At 69.2% G+C, this 16,174-nt stretch carries 12 protein-coding genes; 1 reads left to right on the top strand and 11 read right to left on the bottom strand.

What is annotated here, in order from left to right; translation table 11 throughout:
- Positions 1-79: 79 nt before the first annotated feature.
- The 4 genes from KZI27_RS10155 to KZI27_RS10170 all read right to left on the bottom strand — a co-directional run bounded on the left by KZI27_RS10155 (position 80) and on the right by KZI27_RS10170 (position 5,403).
- The gene (locus tag KZI27_RS10155) at positions 80-2,224 is read right to left on the bottom strand and encodes a 3-hydroxyacyl-CoA dehydrogenase NAD-binding domain-containing protein (protein ID WP_222661026.1); all 2,145 of its coding nucleotides are present in this window, start codon (positions 2,222-2,224) and stop codon (positions 80-82) included.
- The gene (locus tag KZI27_RS10160) at positions 2,221-3,441 is read right to left on the bottom strand and encodes a thiolase family protein (protein ID WP_222661027.1); all 1,221 of its coding nucleotides are present in this window, start codon (positions 3,439-3,441) and stop codon (positions 2,221-2,223) included. The genes KZI27_RS10155 and KZI27_RS10160 overlap by 4 nt, the downstream gene beginning before the upstream one ends.
- Positions 3,442-3,568: 127 nt before the next feature.
- On the bottom strand, positions 3,569-4,750 hold the full coding sequence (locus KZI27_RS10165; protein ID WP_222661307.1) for an HRDC domain-containing protein: 1,182 nt from the start codon (positions 4,748-4,750) through the stop codon (positions 3,569-3,571).
- Between the two features lie 71 nt (positions 4,751-4,821).
- Positions 4,822-5,403 (bottom strand): DUF3000 domain-containing protein, encoded by a 582-nt coding sequence (locus KZI27_RS10170; protein WP_123312757.1) that lies wholly within the window; start codon positions 5,401-5,403, stop codon positions 4,822-4,824.
- Between the two features lie 23 nt (positions 5,404-5,426).
- Between KZI27_RS10170 and KZI27_RS10175 the strand changes: the two genes are divergently transcribed.
- Positions 5,427-6,650, top strand: coding sequence for an alpha/beta fold hydrolase (locus KZI27_RS10175; protein WP_222661029.1), 1,224 nt, complete (start codon positions 5,427-5,429; stop codon positions 6,648-6,650).
- Between the two features lie 197 nt (positions 6,651-6,847).
- On the opposite strand, the gene KZI27_RS10180 is transcribed toward KZI27_RS10175, so the two are convergent.
- The 7 genes from KZI27_RS10180 to KZI27_RS10210 form a co-directional block, all read right to left on the bottom strand.
- The gene (locus KZI27_RS10180) at positions 6,848-7,633 is read right to left on the bottom strand and encodes an immunity 26/phosphotriesterase HocA family protein (protein WP_222661031.1); all 786 of its coding nucleotides are present in this window, start codon (positions 7,631-7,633) and stop codon (positions 6,848-6,850) included.
- Positions 7,623-8,369 (bottom strand): hypothetical protein, encoded by a 747-nt coding sequence (locus KZI27_RS10185; protein WP_222661033.1) that lies wholly within the window; start codon positions 8,367-8,369, stop codon positions 7,623-7,625. Before KZI27_RS10185 ends, KZI27_RS10180 begins: the two co-directional genes overlap by 11 nt.
- A gap of 85 nt (positions 8,370-8,454) precedes the next feature.
- Positions 8,455-8,823, bottom strand: coding sequence for a hypothetical protein (locus KZI27_RS10190; RefSeq protein ID WP_222661034.1), 369 nt, complete (start codon positions 8,821-8,823; stop codon positions 8,455-8,457).
- Between the two features lie 15 nt (positions 8,824-8,838).
- Positions 8,839-9,234 (bottom strand): DUF6188 family protein, encoded by a 396-nt coding sequence (locus KZI27_RS10195; RefSeq protein ID WP_222661036.1) that lies wholly within the window; start codon positions 9,232-9,234, stop codon positions 8,839-8,841.
- Positions 9,235-9,470: 236 nt separating this feature from the next.
- Entirely contained in the window at positions 9,471-10,175 is a 705-nt protein-coding gene (locus KZI27_RS10200; protein ID WP_222661039.1) for a hypothetical protein, read from the bottom strand.
- Positions 10,176-10,378: 203 nt separating this feature from the next.
- Positions 10,379-10,750 (bottom strand): hypothetical protein, encoded by a 372-nt coding sequence (locus tag KZI27_RS10205; protein ID WP_222661041.1) that lies wholly within the window; start codon positions 10,748-10,750, stop codon positions 10,379-10,381.
- Position 10,751: 1 nt separating this feature from the next.
- Complete coding sequence (locus tag KZI27_RS10210) at positions 10,752-16,121, bottom strand: DUF6531 domain-containing protein (RefSeq protein WP_222661043.1); 5,370 nt, start codon at positions 16,119-16,121, stop codon at positions 10,752-10,754.
- Between the last annotated feature and the right edge of the window lie 53 nt (positions 16,122-16,174).

The raw sequence follows: 16,174 nt of genomic DNA on the forward strand, positions 1-16,174 counted from the left end.
CGCACAACCAAGATCACCCCGAACCACGGCGATCCGCGGTTCGGGGTGACTTCTGTTGTGCGGGACGGACTCGCGCCGCCTAGCGCGAAGCCGGGCCGACGATCAGCGGGTCGTGGAAGCTCCCGCCGAAGACGCGCTCGGACGCACCGCTGCGGTCGAGGTAGGGACTGATCCCACCGGCCTGGAACGGGTAGCCCGCACCGAGGATCAGGCCGAGGTCGATCTCCTCGACGTGCTGGACGACCTCGTCCTCGAGCATGCGGTGCAGCTCGTCGGCCAGGGCGTCCTCGAAGCGCTGCTGCATCGCTGCGGCGTCGACGGGCTTCGCGTCCTTCTTGGACGGCGCGACGAGCTTGACGGCGGCGGGGTCGTACCCGGTCGCGTTGCCCTTCTTGTCGCGGGTGAGGATCTTCCCGTGCTCGGCGATCTTCTTCAGCCCGTCACCGGGGTAGAAGCGCTCCGGCCACGCGGCGTGATGCGAGTCGAGCACGTGCGCCCCGACCGGCAGACCGACGAGCTCGAGCAGCTCGAACGGCGACATCGGCAGTCCCAGCGGTGCGGCGCCGGCCGCCACGACGTCGAACGAGGTGCCCTGCTCGACGCCGCGCATGGCCTCACCGAGGACCCGTGCGAGCACCCTGTTGACGACGAAGCCCGGCTGGTCGGCCGTGATGATCGCCGTCTTCTTGAGCGTCTTCGCGACGGCGAGTGCCGTGACGAGCGTCTCGTCGGAGGTGTCGGCGGTGCGGACGACCTCGAGCAACGGCATGACGGCGACCGGGTTGAAGAAGTGGAACCCGACCAGGCGCGACGGGTCGGACAGCACCGAGCCCATCTCGGAGACCGACAACGACGAGGTGTTGGTGGCGAGGATGGCGTCCGGTGCGATGACCTGCTCGATCTTCCGGAAGACCTCCTGCTTGACGGTCATCTCCTCGAAGACGGCCTCGATCACCCAGTCGGCATCGGCGAAGGCGTCGTAGGACACCGAGCCGCTGACGAGGGCCGTGATGCGGTTGGCGTCGTCGGGGGAGATCCGGCCCTTGTCGAGCAGCTTCGCGACCTCGCCACGGATGCGCTCCACGCCGGCGTCGACGCGGGACTGGTCGACGTCGGTGATCACCACGGGGACGCCGAGGCGACGGGCGAACAGCAACGCGAACTGCGACGCCATCAGCCCGGCGCCGAGGACACCGACCTTCGTGATCTTCTTCGGCTCGACGCCCTGCGGAGCGCCGACGGGCTTCTTCGCACGCTTCTGCACGAGGTCGAACGCGTACATCGACGCGGCGAACTGGTCGCCGGAGAGCAGGTCCGCGAGGGCGTCGTCCTCGTCGGCGAACCGCTCGTCCAACGAGCCGCCGCGAGCGGCGGCCACGAGGTCGAGCGCTCGGAACGGCGACTTCGGCACGGTGCCGATCTTCGACGCCACCTGCCCGCGCGCGACCTTGACGACGGTGCCCCAGGCAGCCTTCTCGAGCATGCCCGGCTCGTTCTTGCGCACCACCTTGGTCGCGCCGGTGATGACGCCGTCGGCCCAGGCCACCGCTGCGGGCAGGAACGTCACCGACGGGATGAGCACGTCGCCGATGCCGATCTCGACCGCAGCCGGGCCGTCCATCAGGCGGTTGTTCTTGAGGGGGTTCTCGACGATGACGCGGAGCGCTCGTTCGGGGCCGATCAGGCGGGGGAGGAGCGTCGCACCACCCCAGCCGGGGATGATGCCGAGGAAGACCTCGGGCAGGCCGATGCCCTGCGCGGCGGACGAGAACGCCCGGTACGTGCAGTGCAGGGCGATCTCGAGCCCACCGCCGAGGGCCAGGGTGTTCACGAAGGCGAACGACGGCACCCCGAGGTCGGAGAACTTGCGGAGGGTGGCGTGCCCGAGGGCGGCCAGGTCGTGGGCGGCCTCGCGCGAGGGCACCGCCGCGGCCTGGGACAGGTCGGCCCCGGCGGCGAAGCAGTACTCCTTGCCGGTGATCGCGACGCCCTGGATCGTCCCGGCGGCCGCCTCGGTCTTCAGGGTGTCGAGCACCCCGGAGAGTTCCTGGAGGGTGCGCGGCCCGAGGGTGTTCGGACGCTTGTAGTCCTTGCCGTTGTCGAGCGTGATGAGCGCCAGGGTGCCGCCGGAGGGCATCGTGACGTGCTTGACGAACGAGTGCGTGACGACCTCGTCCTCGCTGAGTTCGGACAGACGGTCGGTGTCGACGGTGGTCATGCTCATGCCCCCTTCCGAGCCGAACGTGCTGCGGACTTGCTGAAACCGGGGTTCTCCCAGATGACGGTGCCGCCCTGCCCGAGCCCGATGCACATCGTGGTGATGCCGTACTGGACGTCCGGACGCTCGGCGAACTGCGCCGCGAGCTGCGTCATCAGTCGGACACCGCTCGACGCCAGCGGGTGGCCGACGGCGATCGCGCCGCCCCACGCGTTGACGTTCGCGGAGTCCTGGGCGATGCCGTAGTTGTCGAGGAACGCGAGCACCTGCACCGCGAACGCCTCGTTGATCTCGAACAAGCCGATGTCGTCGATCGACAGGCCGGCCTTCGACAGCGCCTTGTCGGTGGCGGGGACCGGGCCGACACCCATGACCTCGGGCTCGACGCCGGCGAAGGCGAACGAGACCATCCGCATCTTCGTGGGCAGGCCGTGCTCCTTGGCGCCCTCGGCCGAGGCGAGCAGGCTCATCGTCGCGCCGTCGTTGAGGCCGGCGGCGTTGCCCGCGGTGACCCGTCCGTGCGGGCGGAAGGGCGTCTTCAGCGCGGCCAGTGCCTCGAGCGTCGTGCCCGGACGCGGCGGCTCGTCGGTGCTGACGACGTCCCAGCCGTCGCCCTTGTTCACCTCGACCGGGATCACGTCCGGCTGCAGCTTGCCGGCTGCCCAGGCGGCGGCGTAGCGCTGCTGCGACTGGACGGCGTAGGCGTCCGTGCGGTCCTTCGTGATCGCCGGGAAGCGGTCGTGCAGGCGCTCGGCGGTGGAACCCATGACCAGTGCGTCGCTGGACACCATGCGCTCGGCGATGAACCGCGGGTTCGGGTCGGAGTTGAAGCCCATCGGGTGGCGTCCCATGTGCTCGACGCCGCCGGCGATCGCGATGTCCGCGGCACCGAAGGCGATGGCACCCGCGAGCGTCGTGACGCTCGTCATGGCACCGGCGCACATGCGGTCGATCGCGTACCCCGGGACCGACTTCGGCAGGCCGGCCAGCATGCCGACGGTGCGGCCGAGGGTCAGTCCCTGGTCACCCTGCTGCGTGGTCGCCGCGACGGCGACGTCGTCCACCGCTGCGGTGTCGAGCGAGGCGTTCCGGTCGAGCAGTCCGCGCATCGCGTGCACCGCGAGGTCGTCGGACCGGGTCTTCCAGAACACCCCCTTCTCGCCGGCTCGTCCGAACGGCGTCCGTACTCCGTCCACGAACACGACGTCTGATGCCTTTGGCAATCCGGGCCTCCCAGATCCTCTTCGATCGGGCCGGAACGCTGGTCGCTCCGGCCGGCCGGGCCTCGCCCGGCGACGCTCCCGACGCTATGCCCCCAGGCTGGGCGGCCGCATGCCGGTTGGGCGGTTCCTACGACTCGACGTCATCCGTCGCCGCGGGCTGCTGTGCAGCAGCGACAAAGGCCGAGGCGATGACCGAGGCCAGTTCCTCCACCTGCCACGGACGGGCCTCGTGCGCGGCGAGGGCAGCCCCGACCAGCTCGGTCGACGGTGGCGACGGCGGTGCCCACGACACCACCCGGAGGGTCTCCGGGGTGAGCAGGTTCTCGAGTGGGATGTCGAGCTCCTCGGACCGCTTCGTCACCGCAGCACGGGCGGCCTTGTACCGGCGGTCGGCCGCGGGATTGCGGTCGGCCCAGGCGCGGGGCGGCGGGAGCGTGGCCTCGCCGGATCCGCGGAGCTTCGGCAGGTCCTCGGTCGTCCGGCCCTCGTCCACCGCGGCCCACCATCGGTCGAGCTCGGACCGGCTGGCCCGCCCCGTGAACGCCTTCAGACCGCCGAGTTCGGCGCGCGACGCGGGTGCGGCGGCGGCCGCTGCGACGATCGCGGCGTCGGGGATGGTGCGCCCGGGAGCGATGTCGGCCGCGCGGGCGTACTCGTCGCGGGCGAGCCAGAGCGACCGGGCGATCGCGAGCGCGCGGGCGCCACGGAGCGCGTGCATGCCGGACAGCCGGCGCCACGGCTCGGCGCGGACGGGCTTCGGGGCGCGGTGCAGCACCGCGTCGAACTCCTCTTCCGCGATGCGGGACTTGCCGGCCTCGTCGAGTTTCGCGGCGAGGGCGTCGCGCAGGTCCGGCAGGAGTTCGACGTCGAGCGATGCGTACACGAGCCACGACTGCGGCAGCGGTCGGGTCGACCAGTCGGCCGCCGAGTGCGCTTTGGCGAGCGTGATCCCGAGCAGCTGCTCGACGACCGCGCCGAGGCCGACCCGGGGGAACCCGGCGATGCGTGCGCCGAGTTCGGTGTCGAAGATGCGGGTCGGGACGAGGCCGACCTCCTGCAGGCACGGCAGGTCCTGCGACGCGGCGTGGAAGAGCCACTCCTCGTCGACGATGGCCGCCTGCAGCTCGGAGAAGTCGCCGATCGGGATCGGGTCGAACAGGTACGCGCCGGCACCGCGGCGGAACACCTGGATCAGGTAGGCGCGCTGCGAGTAGCGGTAGCCGCTGGCGCGCTCGGCGTCGACGGCGACGGGGCCGTGACCCGCAGCGATCGCCGCGACGGCGGCCAGGTAGTCGTCGCGCGACTCGATGACCTTGACGGCTTCGTGCGAGTCCTCGAACGCGGGGTCCGGTGCACCGGGGGTCGAACTGACGGGGTCGGTCACTTGGCGAGCCTCCTCGGGGCCAACAGGGTCACGCCGTCCGAGGCAGGAGGCAGACCGGCGAGCATGGCGACGATGTCCTGCCACGCCCTGACGTGCGCGGTGAGGTCGTCACCGCGCGGCGTCCACGATGCGCGGAGTTCCAGCTGGGCGCCGTCGCCCTGTGCGGCGAGGTCGCCGTACCCGCGCGAGATGATCTTGGTGGCCGTGCCCGAGGCGTGGTCGTACTCGGCGCCGTGCGTCTCGAGTGCGTCGACGAGCCAGCTCCACGTGACGTCGGCAACGAACTCGTCGACGCCGATCTCGGGTTCGAGTGGTGCTTGCGCGAACGAGACCACCCGGAACGCGCCGCCCCAGCCCTCGGGTTCTTCGGGGTCGTACAGGGCGATGAAGCGCCCGGTGCCGAGGTCCGACTCGACGCCGTGCGCGGTGCCGGACACGTCCGCCGCCAGGGCGATCGAGAACGGTGCGATCCGCGTGGGCGAGGGGATCTCGGTGACGGTGGTCTCGGAGCGGCTGCTGCCGGAGGACACGAACGCGCGGAGCCGCGCGAAGGCGTCGGGCTCTCGGGTTTCGGACACACATGCAGACTAGGCTCCGGGCCATGTCCCGATCCGCGCGACCCGCCGAGGACGCCGTCCAGGAGACCGCACGATCGGCCGGGTTCATCGCACTCGGCGCCGGTCTGGCCGCCGCCGCGGTGGGAACGGCCGTCATCGGTGGCTTCGTCGCCGCCGTCGCCCGCGCCGTCGTCACCCCAGACCGCAAGCGCACCGAACGCGTCCCGATCCACGCCGTCGACCCGGTCCGGATGACCGTGACCATCGAGCGGACCGCCGACACCGAGCTGCAGGGCCGCTACTCCCTCTGGTTCGGCGCCGGCACCGGGCACATGCGCGTCGGTGAGGTCCTCGGCGCCACCGACACCACCGTCACGCGCCGCATCATCGCGATCGACGCCGGCGACCCGACCGCTGCACGCCGCGGCCGCTGGGGCGGCTGGTTCTACCTGACCCCCGGCGAACTCGACGTACCCGTCGAGGACATCGACATCCCCACCCCGAACGGGCCTGCACCCGCCTGGGTCGTCCGTGCCGACGACTCGGATGCCCCGTGGGCCGTCCTGGTGCACGGGCGCGGCGTCACCCGCGCCGAGACCATCCGCGCCGTCCCGGTGTTCCGCGCCGCCGGCTACTCGGTCGTGCTCGCGTCGTGGCGGAACGACGGCGTCGCACCGCCGAGCGTCGACGGCCGGTACGGCCTCGGCAGCACCGAGTGGGAGGACGTCGACGCCGTCCTCCGATGGCTCAGTGCGCAGAACGCTCAGAGCGTCGTGCTGATGGGGTGGTCGATGGGCGGTGCTGTCGTGCTCCAGACCCTGTTGCGCTCGCGCTTCGCCGGGCTCGTCGACGGCGTGGTGCTCGAGTCGCCCGTCGTCGACTGGCACGCGGTGCTCAAGTCGCAGAGTCAGTTGATAGGACTGCCGCGGCCGGTCCGCAAGGTCGCGCAGCGCCTGCTCCGAACGCCGGTGCTCCACCGGTTGGCGGGGCTGCAGCGGCCCGTCGACCTGCGCGAGCTCGACATGGTCACGCGGTCCGCCGAGCTCACGGTGCCGATCCTGCTCCTGCACAGTGACGACGACGGGTTCGTGCCGTCCTCGGCATCGCATGACCTGGCCCGCGCCCGACCCGACCTGGTGCGGCTCGAGGTGCAGACCACGGCCCGGCACACCAAGCTCTGGAACCACGACGCCGACTGGTTCGACGCCCGGATCCTCGCGTGGCTCACCGAGGTGGTCCAGCGGCGCGGGGCGGCCAGCGCGCGGTAGGCGCAAGAGCAGACGGACGGGAGGCGCGGTGCCAGCTGGCACCGCGCCTCCCGTCCGTTACCTGCTCATGTCGTCGCCACTTCGGTGACCCCTGGTCCGCCGAGCGCGCAGAACGGTAAAAAGACATGGGCCGGCACTCGGCACGGTGTGGGAAGAAGGCTGGGAGGACGGCGATGCTTGCGCCGCACGCCCGCACGTCAGGTCCGTGGGAAGAGATCGACTGACCGTGGCGTAGCCCGGTATCGCAGGTGTTCGAAGTCCGGGTGCCAGTCGACCAGGCCTACCACCGCACGGACGGCGATGTCGACGAAGAACGGGGATACGACCATCCGATGGGGGACGGTCTCTGCCTCGACCTCGCTCGCCGGCCGCGACCTCTTGCCGGAGAAATCCGTGACGTGTTCGACGTCGGTGGCAGTGCCCCAGGAGTACGCGGGGAGGAGCCGGTCAGAGTCGGGCGTCGTGGTGCCGACGACCTCCCACATGCCTGGCTGGAACCGCGCCGGCAGGGTCAGTCCGGCGATGACGGGCTGCGTCGCGAGCACCACGAGCGGATCCGCCGGCGGCGGTACTTCTTCGGGACGTTGGAAGACGGCGACGTAGACGGCATCGAAATGTTCCGATATCACGTGCCCGAGCAAAACACCGCCCGCTCCGTCCGGTATGAGGAAGACGTCGCCAGCGGCGGCCGCGAACGGCGGACGGCTGCATGGGGAGAACACACTGGCTGTCCCGGAGGGGGTGCTGGGTCCCCTTGGATCCGGTGCCGCGAGTGGTGTCCGTGGCACCCTGGTGCGCCGGAGCTGGCGTGCGCGCTCGTCGAGGTCCCGACCCGGCCATCCGTGGTCGACGACTTCGATTGTGAACAACGTTTCGGGGTCAGCGCGCGTCTCGGTCAGGAGCTGCGCGAACAGTTGTGCGCCGCTGTCGGCCTGGTGAAACTGCTGCGTCGACCGATCGGGCTTGCTCCGTCTACCGAACATCGCGGACTCCGTCTTCGTCGGTGGATGTGAGGATGAGCTGGTCCGGTCGAGGCAGCTCGGCCGGCATGTCGGTGGTGAACCACGGGAGCTCGACGAAGTTGATGCGACCCTCGAGCATCCAGACGAGTACCTCGCCCGCGAGGGGGGCCTCGTCGGAGCAGTAGTACACGGCCCATGGGAGAGGACCGTCGGCGTAGTCGGACCGAGGTGCCTCGGCGAGCACGATGTCGAAGATCCGCGGGACCGACTCGTCGACGGTCCGCACCGCCTCGACCTGGTCGCGCAGCAAGGCGGACCTGGGGTCCGGCGACGCGTCAAAGCACGTCCGCAGGATCGCCGCGATGTGGTGTGCCGTGGTGTCGCCCTCCCGACTGCCGACCACGTGCGAAGCCACCGCGGGTCCGAGAGCCCGCTCGATCGCGTTCGAGATCTCGATGACTGATCCGTCGATGCACACGGTGACTTCAGTGCTGTCGAAGAAGTCGATGCGGAGCACTGCCTGCGCCGGATCGGGTCCGGCGGCGACGGGAACGCCGAAGAACTCGCAGTCGATCATCTGGTGGTTCTCCTGGACGAGCGTCAGCATCTCGTCGTGCGAGAACCACAGCCCGGGTCCCGACGCTGCCATGAGTCGCCGGTCCCACTCGTGCACGTCGACAGTCGAGCTCGGTTGCATGACCATGTCGAGCTCCGTGACGAGCCAGTACAGGGGCGTGAGGTTCAACGATTCGAACACGTCCCGGAAGCCAGGCAGCGGCCCCTCGTGTGAGGGCCCCTCCGGAAGAACCAGAATCGCTGAGCGGCCTCTCGTCGGCCGGTCATCAGGCGTTGGTGAGCCAGATCGCGGGCCCCTCGCTCGGCATGACGATGATCCGCAGCCTTCTCGTGAGGCGTTTCATTGATCCCGCTGACGATCGGGGTCTGACCGAGCGAGACGAGGGTGCGTAGTCACCGAGCGTGTCCGCGAAGGCGTCGAGTGGACCGATGAACGGTCGGAGAGGGTCTTCCTTCTTCGTGGAGTGCCGTCGGACTGCACCGGTGAAGTCCGAGGGGACAGCGTCGCAGTGCACCTCAGCGTCGGCCGGGATCGCGGCGATCATCGAGACGACACCGCCGGGTGGTTCGATGGTCGTCCTGCAGGTGACCGCTCGAAGGTGTGCGATCGAGAGGTCTGGCTGTGTTCTGGTCATCGTCAGCCCTCAGCGTTATTCAGCTCGGTCATCTTCGTCGTCTGGGATCGAGGTGAACAGATCTCCGCCCCCGAGAGCGATCACCCGCACCGGCGGTCTCTCCGGGCCGGTGTAGTGCCAAGACTCGTACTGCGCGTCAGGATCGGCTCTCAGCACGACTCCGCTGGAGAAGGTCAGCTCCAGAGAGCTTTCGTCGATCCGGGCCTCGATTACCGTCTGGGTGTGCAGACGCAAGGCTGGAACGAGCGAAGACTTGTCGCCGTCCGGGGCAACTTGGGAAATGGCTCCGCTCGGCTCACGCACCGTGAATGTGGATTCGAAAGCCGTGCTTGCACCGTTGGAGAAGCGCAACGTGACCATGTGGTCGATTCCGATGAAATTGACGGTTTCTCCCACAACGGACAGGCGCATGTCATCTCCGTTTCTTTTGGCCAAACGACGTACTTACCGCTCCGGAAAGCGTACATGGATTCGTCAAGGTTGCGGAACACCGCCCCAGGAAGTCGTCCAATCTCATCGTCGGGTTGACCGCTGCCTCGTCGAAGACGATTGTCACCGTGGTGCTGTCGACAGAATCGATGCGCACAACTGGATCCGCCGTCGCGGGTGATACACGGTGTCGTCATCGGCCGCGACCAGACTGGTTCTCAACGTTCGCCTGGTTTCCCGATGAAGTTGGTGACGAACAGCGCACCCATCACCTGGTCCCTTTCCTTTTCGAGTGCGACAGTCACGAGGGAGTCCTCAAGCCACACGAAACACAGGCGAACCTCGGTGGAACCGAGGAGAGCGAGATTCGTCGTGAATTCTTCCAACCCAATCACTACGACACCTTTCTCCCTGGCCAAGTTGTACTTCGTCAAAAGTGTCCGCGCGATGCTCGAGGCGTCCTGTACGCTGAGTCGGAGATCTTTTTCACAGGCTTGAGGCAGAAGCGCCGCGGACGCCTTCAAAGTGGCCGGGGTTGTCAATTCCTTCAAGAGAGGACGAAGTGCTCCTACGGAGATTGTTTTTTGCGTCGGTGCCCGATCGATGTATGTCGCTGCGAGCGGAACTTGGTGTTCGGCGTCTACGACGAAGGACGCGATCCGCTCGCCCGCCTCGGCCTGGCAAAACAGGATCGGTCCATTGCCAAGATCACGCACTGGCGCTAGAAGTTCAACTAAGTTCGGAGCTCGAACCAGGTAATTGTCCCGCACCATTCTCTCGAATTCTGCTGCCTCGAACTGGTCTACAAACAATTCCTGTTCAGGTGGCAGTTCTGTCAACAGGGTCAGTGCATCTGCTGGAACGTTCAATCCCGAGCGCTCGATCATCCCTTCGAGCACCTCGACAGTCATGACTTCGCTCAACTCGCGTACCGCTCCACCTTTGCGCCACGGACGACTCCGCGGATGAGGACTTCGGACTCACCGAACTCGTCAGGCCCGGGAACTACCCTGCTCCGGTACGGCTCGAGATCTGTGCTGAGGATCACGCCGCGGCCTCTTGGCGGATTTCGTATCGATCCAACGACTTGGATTGGTCAACTCAAGGATCGATGTTCCCATATCGATCACTTCGTCGAGGAGCGCGGGCGAGCGCTCATCTCGTGGGCGTGCGCGTCTGCCTCGGTCTTGTAGATCTCGCCCCATGCGATGCTCGGAGGCATGGCATGGACAGGCAGATCGACGTCAGGGAGACAGATCTGCACGAAGTGCGGGAAGGTGGGGAAGGTCCAGAGGTCTTCGTCTTCGAAGCGACTCCAGAGCAACAGCTCGCCGACGCCCAGCGGGTGGCCGAGCTCCTGACCGTTCAGCGGCGGATCGCAGCTGACCATCAGCGCATGGTGACCGTTCGGTAGCTCGATCGGTCGTTGCACTTCGCACCGGAAGACAGACGAGAACCGCTTGCTGTCCATGGACGAGAGAAAGAAGACTTCTTGCATGTCAGAACTCCGGATTGATGCCGCTGACGCGATCGAGTTGGATGGCGCCATTCTCGATGCCGTTCGGGATGATGTACTCGTCAAGTCCGCCTCGGTTGCCGTCCAGGGGAAGCGCTGCCCTCGTCTTCACCACCGCGCTGGGGTCGCGCAACGTCCCTTCGAGCAGGAACCGCCCCGAGTTCACGCTGTAATCGGGCCCAGTCTTCCCTGACGGTAGTCCTGCGACGTCGCGGTAGTTGGCAACAGAACCAGGGTGGGACGGCGACCATGAGGCACCGGTCGCCTGAGCATCTCCGCCGTAGACACGGTAGATCTTCTGACCTTCGAAGGGCGTGGGGAGCTCGTCGCCGAGCTTGTTCACCGCCGTCGGCAGATGCACCTTCGACATCGTGCCGCCGGTCGCCGCCGACGTCGCCGCACCCTCGGCAGCGTTCCGGAGTAGACCACCCGGGGTCACCGGCTGGCCGCTCACCGCGTAGTTCGCGACGTTCTCGGCCGCACCTTCTGCTGCGTTCTTGACCAGCTGCTTGCCGATCAGGGCTCCGGCACCACCCCCGACGGCGCCGAAGGCCCCGCTGACGGCGACCTGGCCCCAGTTGACCTCGCCGGTGGTGGCCTTCTGGATGATGGTGTCGGCACCGGCGCTGATGAGCATCGCGCCGACCGGACCGCCGACGCCGGTGGCGACGAGCACACCGCCCGCGACGACCATCGCGCCGCCGGCGACGTACTCCCAGTTGTCCGCGAACCAGTCGCCGGTGGCCGCAGCCGCTCGGGCGAGCGGACCCTGTTCGGCCGCCGCGTAGGCCTCCAGCTCCGCGTCGGTGACGGGCGCGAGACCGAGCGGGTCGATGGCGTGCAGCGGATCGTTGCCGGCGAACGAGTAGGGGTTGCCCGCCCAGGCTGCTCCGGCGGGCGCGGCGACCGGGTCGACGGACAGGAAGCCGCGCGACGACGAGTCGTAGGCGCGGGCACCCATCCACTCCAGGCTGGCGACCTGCAGCGAACCGTCGGCGCCGAGGGCGATCCCGCCGGGCAGGCCAGAGCCGCCGAGGTCGACGAGCGTCTGCCACGGGTCGGCGTCGTCGGCTGCTCTCGTGGTGCGCCGACCGCTGGTGATCCACCGGTCGTCCGTCCCGGTGAGACCACCGGGAGCGCGGACGACCGGGGTGTCGCCGACAGCGAGGAGCGTCGGCGCGAACGCGGCGGTGTCCCAGTCGATCGGGACGCCGTCGACATCGGCGAGTTCACCGAGGGCGTCGACGTGCAGGTGGGTCGTGGTGCTGCCCGCCGCGGTGGTCTCCGCCACCCCGGTGAGGTGACCCTGCGGGGTCCAGGCGTACGTGGTCGTCACGCCGTCGGCTCGGAGCGCCTGGATCCGTCGACCTGCGCCGTCGTAGGCGTACTCCACCTCGGGCGCCCCGTCCGGGGCGTCGACCCTGGTCAGCTGTCCGGCGGCGTCGTACGAGAACCGTCGGGTCCCGGAGTCCGTTCGTTCCTCGACCAGGCGACCCGCTCCGTCGTACACCCAACCGGTGCGATTGCCGTCCTGGACGGACGCCACCAGCTGCGCGGCATCGTCGTGCTCGTAGGTGGTGCTGCCGCCGGGTCCGTCGACCCGGGTGATGCGCCCGTCGGCGTCGCGCCCGATGGTGCTGAGGTGCGTGCCGTCCGAGTCGATGCGCGCGTGCCGGACGACGTGTCCGTTCGCGTACTCCCAGGTCTGCAACTGGTCGCCGGCCCGGGCCTGCAGCATCCGACCGGCTGCGTCGTGTTCGTACCGGGCCTCGCCGAATGCGGAGTGCTCGACCCGGACGACCCGTCCGGTGGCGTCGTGCTCGTACCGGGTCGTGGACCCGTCGGGGGACTGCACCGAGGTGCGGAGTCCGTCGGCGTCGTGGGTCCACCGCGTTTCGCGCGCGCCGGTCGAGCGTCGGACGAGCTGGCCCAGCCGGCTGAACTCGAGGACGTGTGCAGTGGGGGAGCCCGGACGGGTCTCATCGGTGATCGTCACCGTGCGGGCGCGGGCATCGCGGTCGATGCGGCCGATCAGACGGTCGCCGGCGTACTGCGCGGATTCCCGACCGGCCGCGTCGTACTCCCACCGCAGCACGGTGCCGTCCGGATCGGTCTGGGTGAGCTGTCGTCCGGCAGCGTCGTAGGTCGCCGTCGTCGTGCGCCCGAGCTGATCCGTGGACGAGGCCACCTCGTCGAGCTGCGTGTACGTCCGGATGGTCACGCCACCCATCGGATCGACGGTGCGGACGAGTCGTCCACGCTGGTCGTACTCGTAGCGGGTGGTGCCGCCGAGCCCGTTCACCGCGGCGACGAGCTGTCCGGCGGCGTCGTACCGGAAGGTCCGCTGGCCGAAGCGGGTGTCCCGCGCCGAGACCACGCGACCGACCCGGTCGTACCGGTACCGGACGGTGTCGACCCCGGGGACGTCGGCGTGGACGACTCGACCCTGGCGGTCGTACTCGGTCCGAGCGACCTCGCCGGTCGGCAGGGTGCGCGCGACGACCCGCGAATCGGCGTCGTAGGTCAGCGTGGTGCGTGCGCCGGCGGGATCGATCGCGGAGACCGGTCGGCCGCACGCGTCGTACTCGTACCGGGTGGTGCGGCCCGCCGGGGTGGTGACGGCGACGACGCGTCCGGCGAGGTCACGTTCGATGCGGGTGAGCCCACCGTTCGCGTCGACGAGCTCGACCGGGCGGCCGCAAGCGTCGTACGTCGTCAGCTCAGCAGAGGAATCCGCGTGCTCGAGCCGGGTCGGACGCCCGAACTCGTCGGTCGTGACGGACACGGCGTCGAAGGCGTCGCGGACCGTGGAGACGCCGTCCGTGCGCGAGTGCCCCACCTCGGTGCGGACACCGGTCGGGTCGACCGTGGCGTCGAGGGCTCCGACCGCGTCGTACTCGCGTGTCCAGGTGCCACCGGCCGGGTCGACCACGGCTTCGAGCCGCGAGAGCGCGTCGTGGACGAACGCCCACTCGGCGCCGTCGGGCAGGGTCATCGTCGAGACGTTGCCGAAGGCGTCGAAGTCCTTCGTCACGACGCGACCGAGGGGATCTGTGGTGGACACGATCTCGCCGTGCTGGCCGTAGGTGACCTCGGTGCGGGCACCGGTCGGATCGATCGTCGCGGTGACCCGGCCGCCGTCGCCGTGCTCGAACCGCCACAGTCCGCCGTCCGGATCCTCGCGCGCGGTGAGCAGCCCGGCGGCGTCGTAGCGGTACCGGGTCCGGTGGCCGAGCGGTGTGACAGCCTCGACGATCCGGCCTCCGGAGTCGCGCACCAACCGCGCGGTGTCGCCGACGGCGTTCTCGACGCCGACGAGCTCACCGGACACGTCGTGGTGGAACGTGACGACGACGCCCGTCGGATCGGTGGTGCGGACGAGCACCCCGTCCTGCCAGTCGAGCAGCGTGCGTCCGCCGACGGGATCGACGACGGCCGACGGGTTCCGGTCGTCGCCCGTGTACTCGTACTCGGCGACCCCGCCGTTCGCGGTGACCACCGTGGTCATGCGGTCCTGCTCGTCGTACCCGAAGGTGATGTCGGCGCCCTCCGGCGTCACGGTCCGGACCCGACGCCCGCGGTCGTCGTACCCGTGGACGGTCACCTGACCATCGCGCTCGGTCACCGAGACGAGGTTGCCGTGCGGGTCGTACGACATCGACTGGCGCTGCCCGTCGGTGTCGATGATCCCGACGACGCGGCCCTTCCGGTCGGCGATCCAGGTGTTCGCGTGGTCGCCGTCGACGTCGGAGACCGAGGTAACCCGACCCGGCAGGTACGAGAACCGGACCCGTCGACCGAACGGTGTGCGCTGCTCGACGACCCGGCCGCGGTCGTCGTAGGTGTTCTCGCACTCGATGACCCCCGTCGCAGCGGTCACCCGGTCGATCAGGCCGTCCGCGTTCCAGCGGTACCCGCGACTGCCGACGGCATCGGTCGCCCGGACCAGCCGGCGGACGTCGTCGTAGTGGTAGTCGACGCGTCGCCCGTCCGACGCCGTCACCGACGCCACCCGGTCGGCGCGGTACTCGATGTCGACGAACCGCCCGAACACGTGCGCGAGCCGGGTGATCCGGTCCTGCTCGTCGCGTCGCACGGTCACGGCGGTGCCCGCTCCACGATCGCTGCTCAGCCACAGTCCGGACGGCGTGAACGCCCACCGACCGCCGGCGTTGTCCCGGACGACGAGCGAGTCCTGTTCGGCCCGGAGCCACAGGTCCTCGCCGACGCCGCGGCTCCACCCGTCCCCCTGTCGCGGGAAGTCGACCTGCCGACCGTCGTCGAGCACGACCGAGGCGGCTTCGTCACTGATCTCGAGCCGGACGTCGAGGATCGAGGACCATCCGATCCCGAACACCCCGATGCGGCTGTCGAGCGAGTTGTACATCCGGGTGAGCCGGAGCGACGCGGCCTGCCCCGCGAAGGACAGGTCGGTCTCGGGCTCGAGGAAGTTCCCTGTCGCGGTGTTCACCGGGTCGTCGGCGAACCCGTTGGTCGGGGGCGTCCCCATCGCCGAGAACGGTCCGATGGTGAAGTCGTCACGTCCGGCGTCGATCCCCGCCGAGGACAGGGCGGCCGCGATCGCCGCGTCCGACAGCGTCGCGGGCCCGGCACCACCACCGGCGGCCTCGAACTGCGCTGCGACGGTGCCCGCCCAGTCGGCGTCCTTCCCGTTCGCCGTGAGCCAGTCGGTCACCGCGGTCAGCAGCGACTGGGCGTTCAGGGTGCCCCAGCACGGGTTGCACTCGGCCTCGTAGTCGCTCAGGGCGTTCCGGAACGTCGAGACGGCGCCGGACAGATCGGCGTCGAGTGTCCGGGTGTTCGCCTCGAAGGAGCGGAGGTCCGCGGGGACGGCGGACGACGTCCCACCGCTGGTCCCGCCGCCCGCCGGGAACTCCCGCCCCGTGACGCTGACCTCGTCCGCCTGCAGTCGTGGCTCCGGCTCGGGCTCCGGCGGCTTCGGGTCGTCGCCCCCGCCGAACCACGTCGAGACCTCGTGCCCGGCGGCGACGAGGAAGTTCTCCTCGCGTTCACGCTTGCGGGCGGTCCACTCCTTCGCCTGCTTCCGCCGGTCGTCCTCGTCCTTCGCGGCGTCGCGCAGCTGCTGCACGAACCCCGACAGGCTCTGCAGCGACTCGACGAGCTTCGTCGCGCTGCGCGAACCGATGTCGGCGTTGTCCGCGAAGACCTCGGAGAAGTACCCGCGGAACTCCGCACGCGCAGTCGTCACCGATGACGAGCGCGAACCGGACTGGCCGCCGATCGACGACGCGAGCGCCGTCGAGGCCGATTTCAGCGCATCCGCCGCGCTGTACGAGTAACCGGTCGGATCGTTCCCGTGGATCTTCGCCATCGTCATTCCCCCCTGGTGCTGACCGCACCATCCTGGCACGGATCCGGACTGGT

Origin of the sequence: Curtobacterium sp. TC1 (assembly GCF_019844075.1) — a bacterium.
GTDB lineage: Bacteria > Actinomycetota > Actinomycetes > Actinomycetales > Microbacteriaceae > Curtobacterium.

Bases quoted from the DNA above. Each gene is read 5' to 3' on its own strand.
- KZI27_RS10210 (WP_222661043.1), bottom strand. From the start codon at position 16,121: ATGGCGAAGATCCACGGGAACGATCCGACCGGTTACTCGTACAGCGCG.
- KZI27_RS10155 (WP_222661026.1), bottom strand. From the start codon at position 2,224: ATGAGCATGACCACCGTCGACACCGACCGTCTGTCCGAACTCAGCGAG.
- KZI27_RS10195 (WP_222661036.1), bottom strand. From the start codon at position 9,234: ATGCGCCTGTCCGTTGTGGGAGAAACCGTCAATTTCATCGGAATCGAC.
- KZI27_RS10190 (WP_222661034.1), bottom strand. From the start codon at position 8,823: ATGACCAGAACACAGCCAGACCTCTCGATCGCACACCTTCGAGCGGTC.
- KZI27_RS10175 (WP_222661029.1), top strand. From the start codon at position 5,427: ATGTCCCGATCCGCGCGACCCGCCGAGGACGCCGTCCAGGAGACCGCA.
- KZI27_RS10180 (WP_222661031.1), bottom strand. From the start codon at position 7,633: ATGTTCGGTAGACGGAGCAAGCCCGATCGGTCGACGCAGCAGTTTCAC.
- KZI27_RS10205 (WP_222661041.1), bottom strand. From the start codon at position 10,750: ATGCAAGAAGTCTTCTTTCTCTCGTCCATGGACAGCAAGCGGTTCTCG.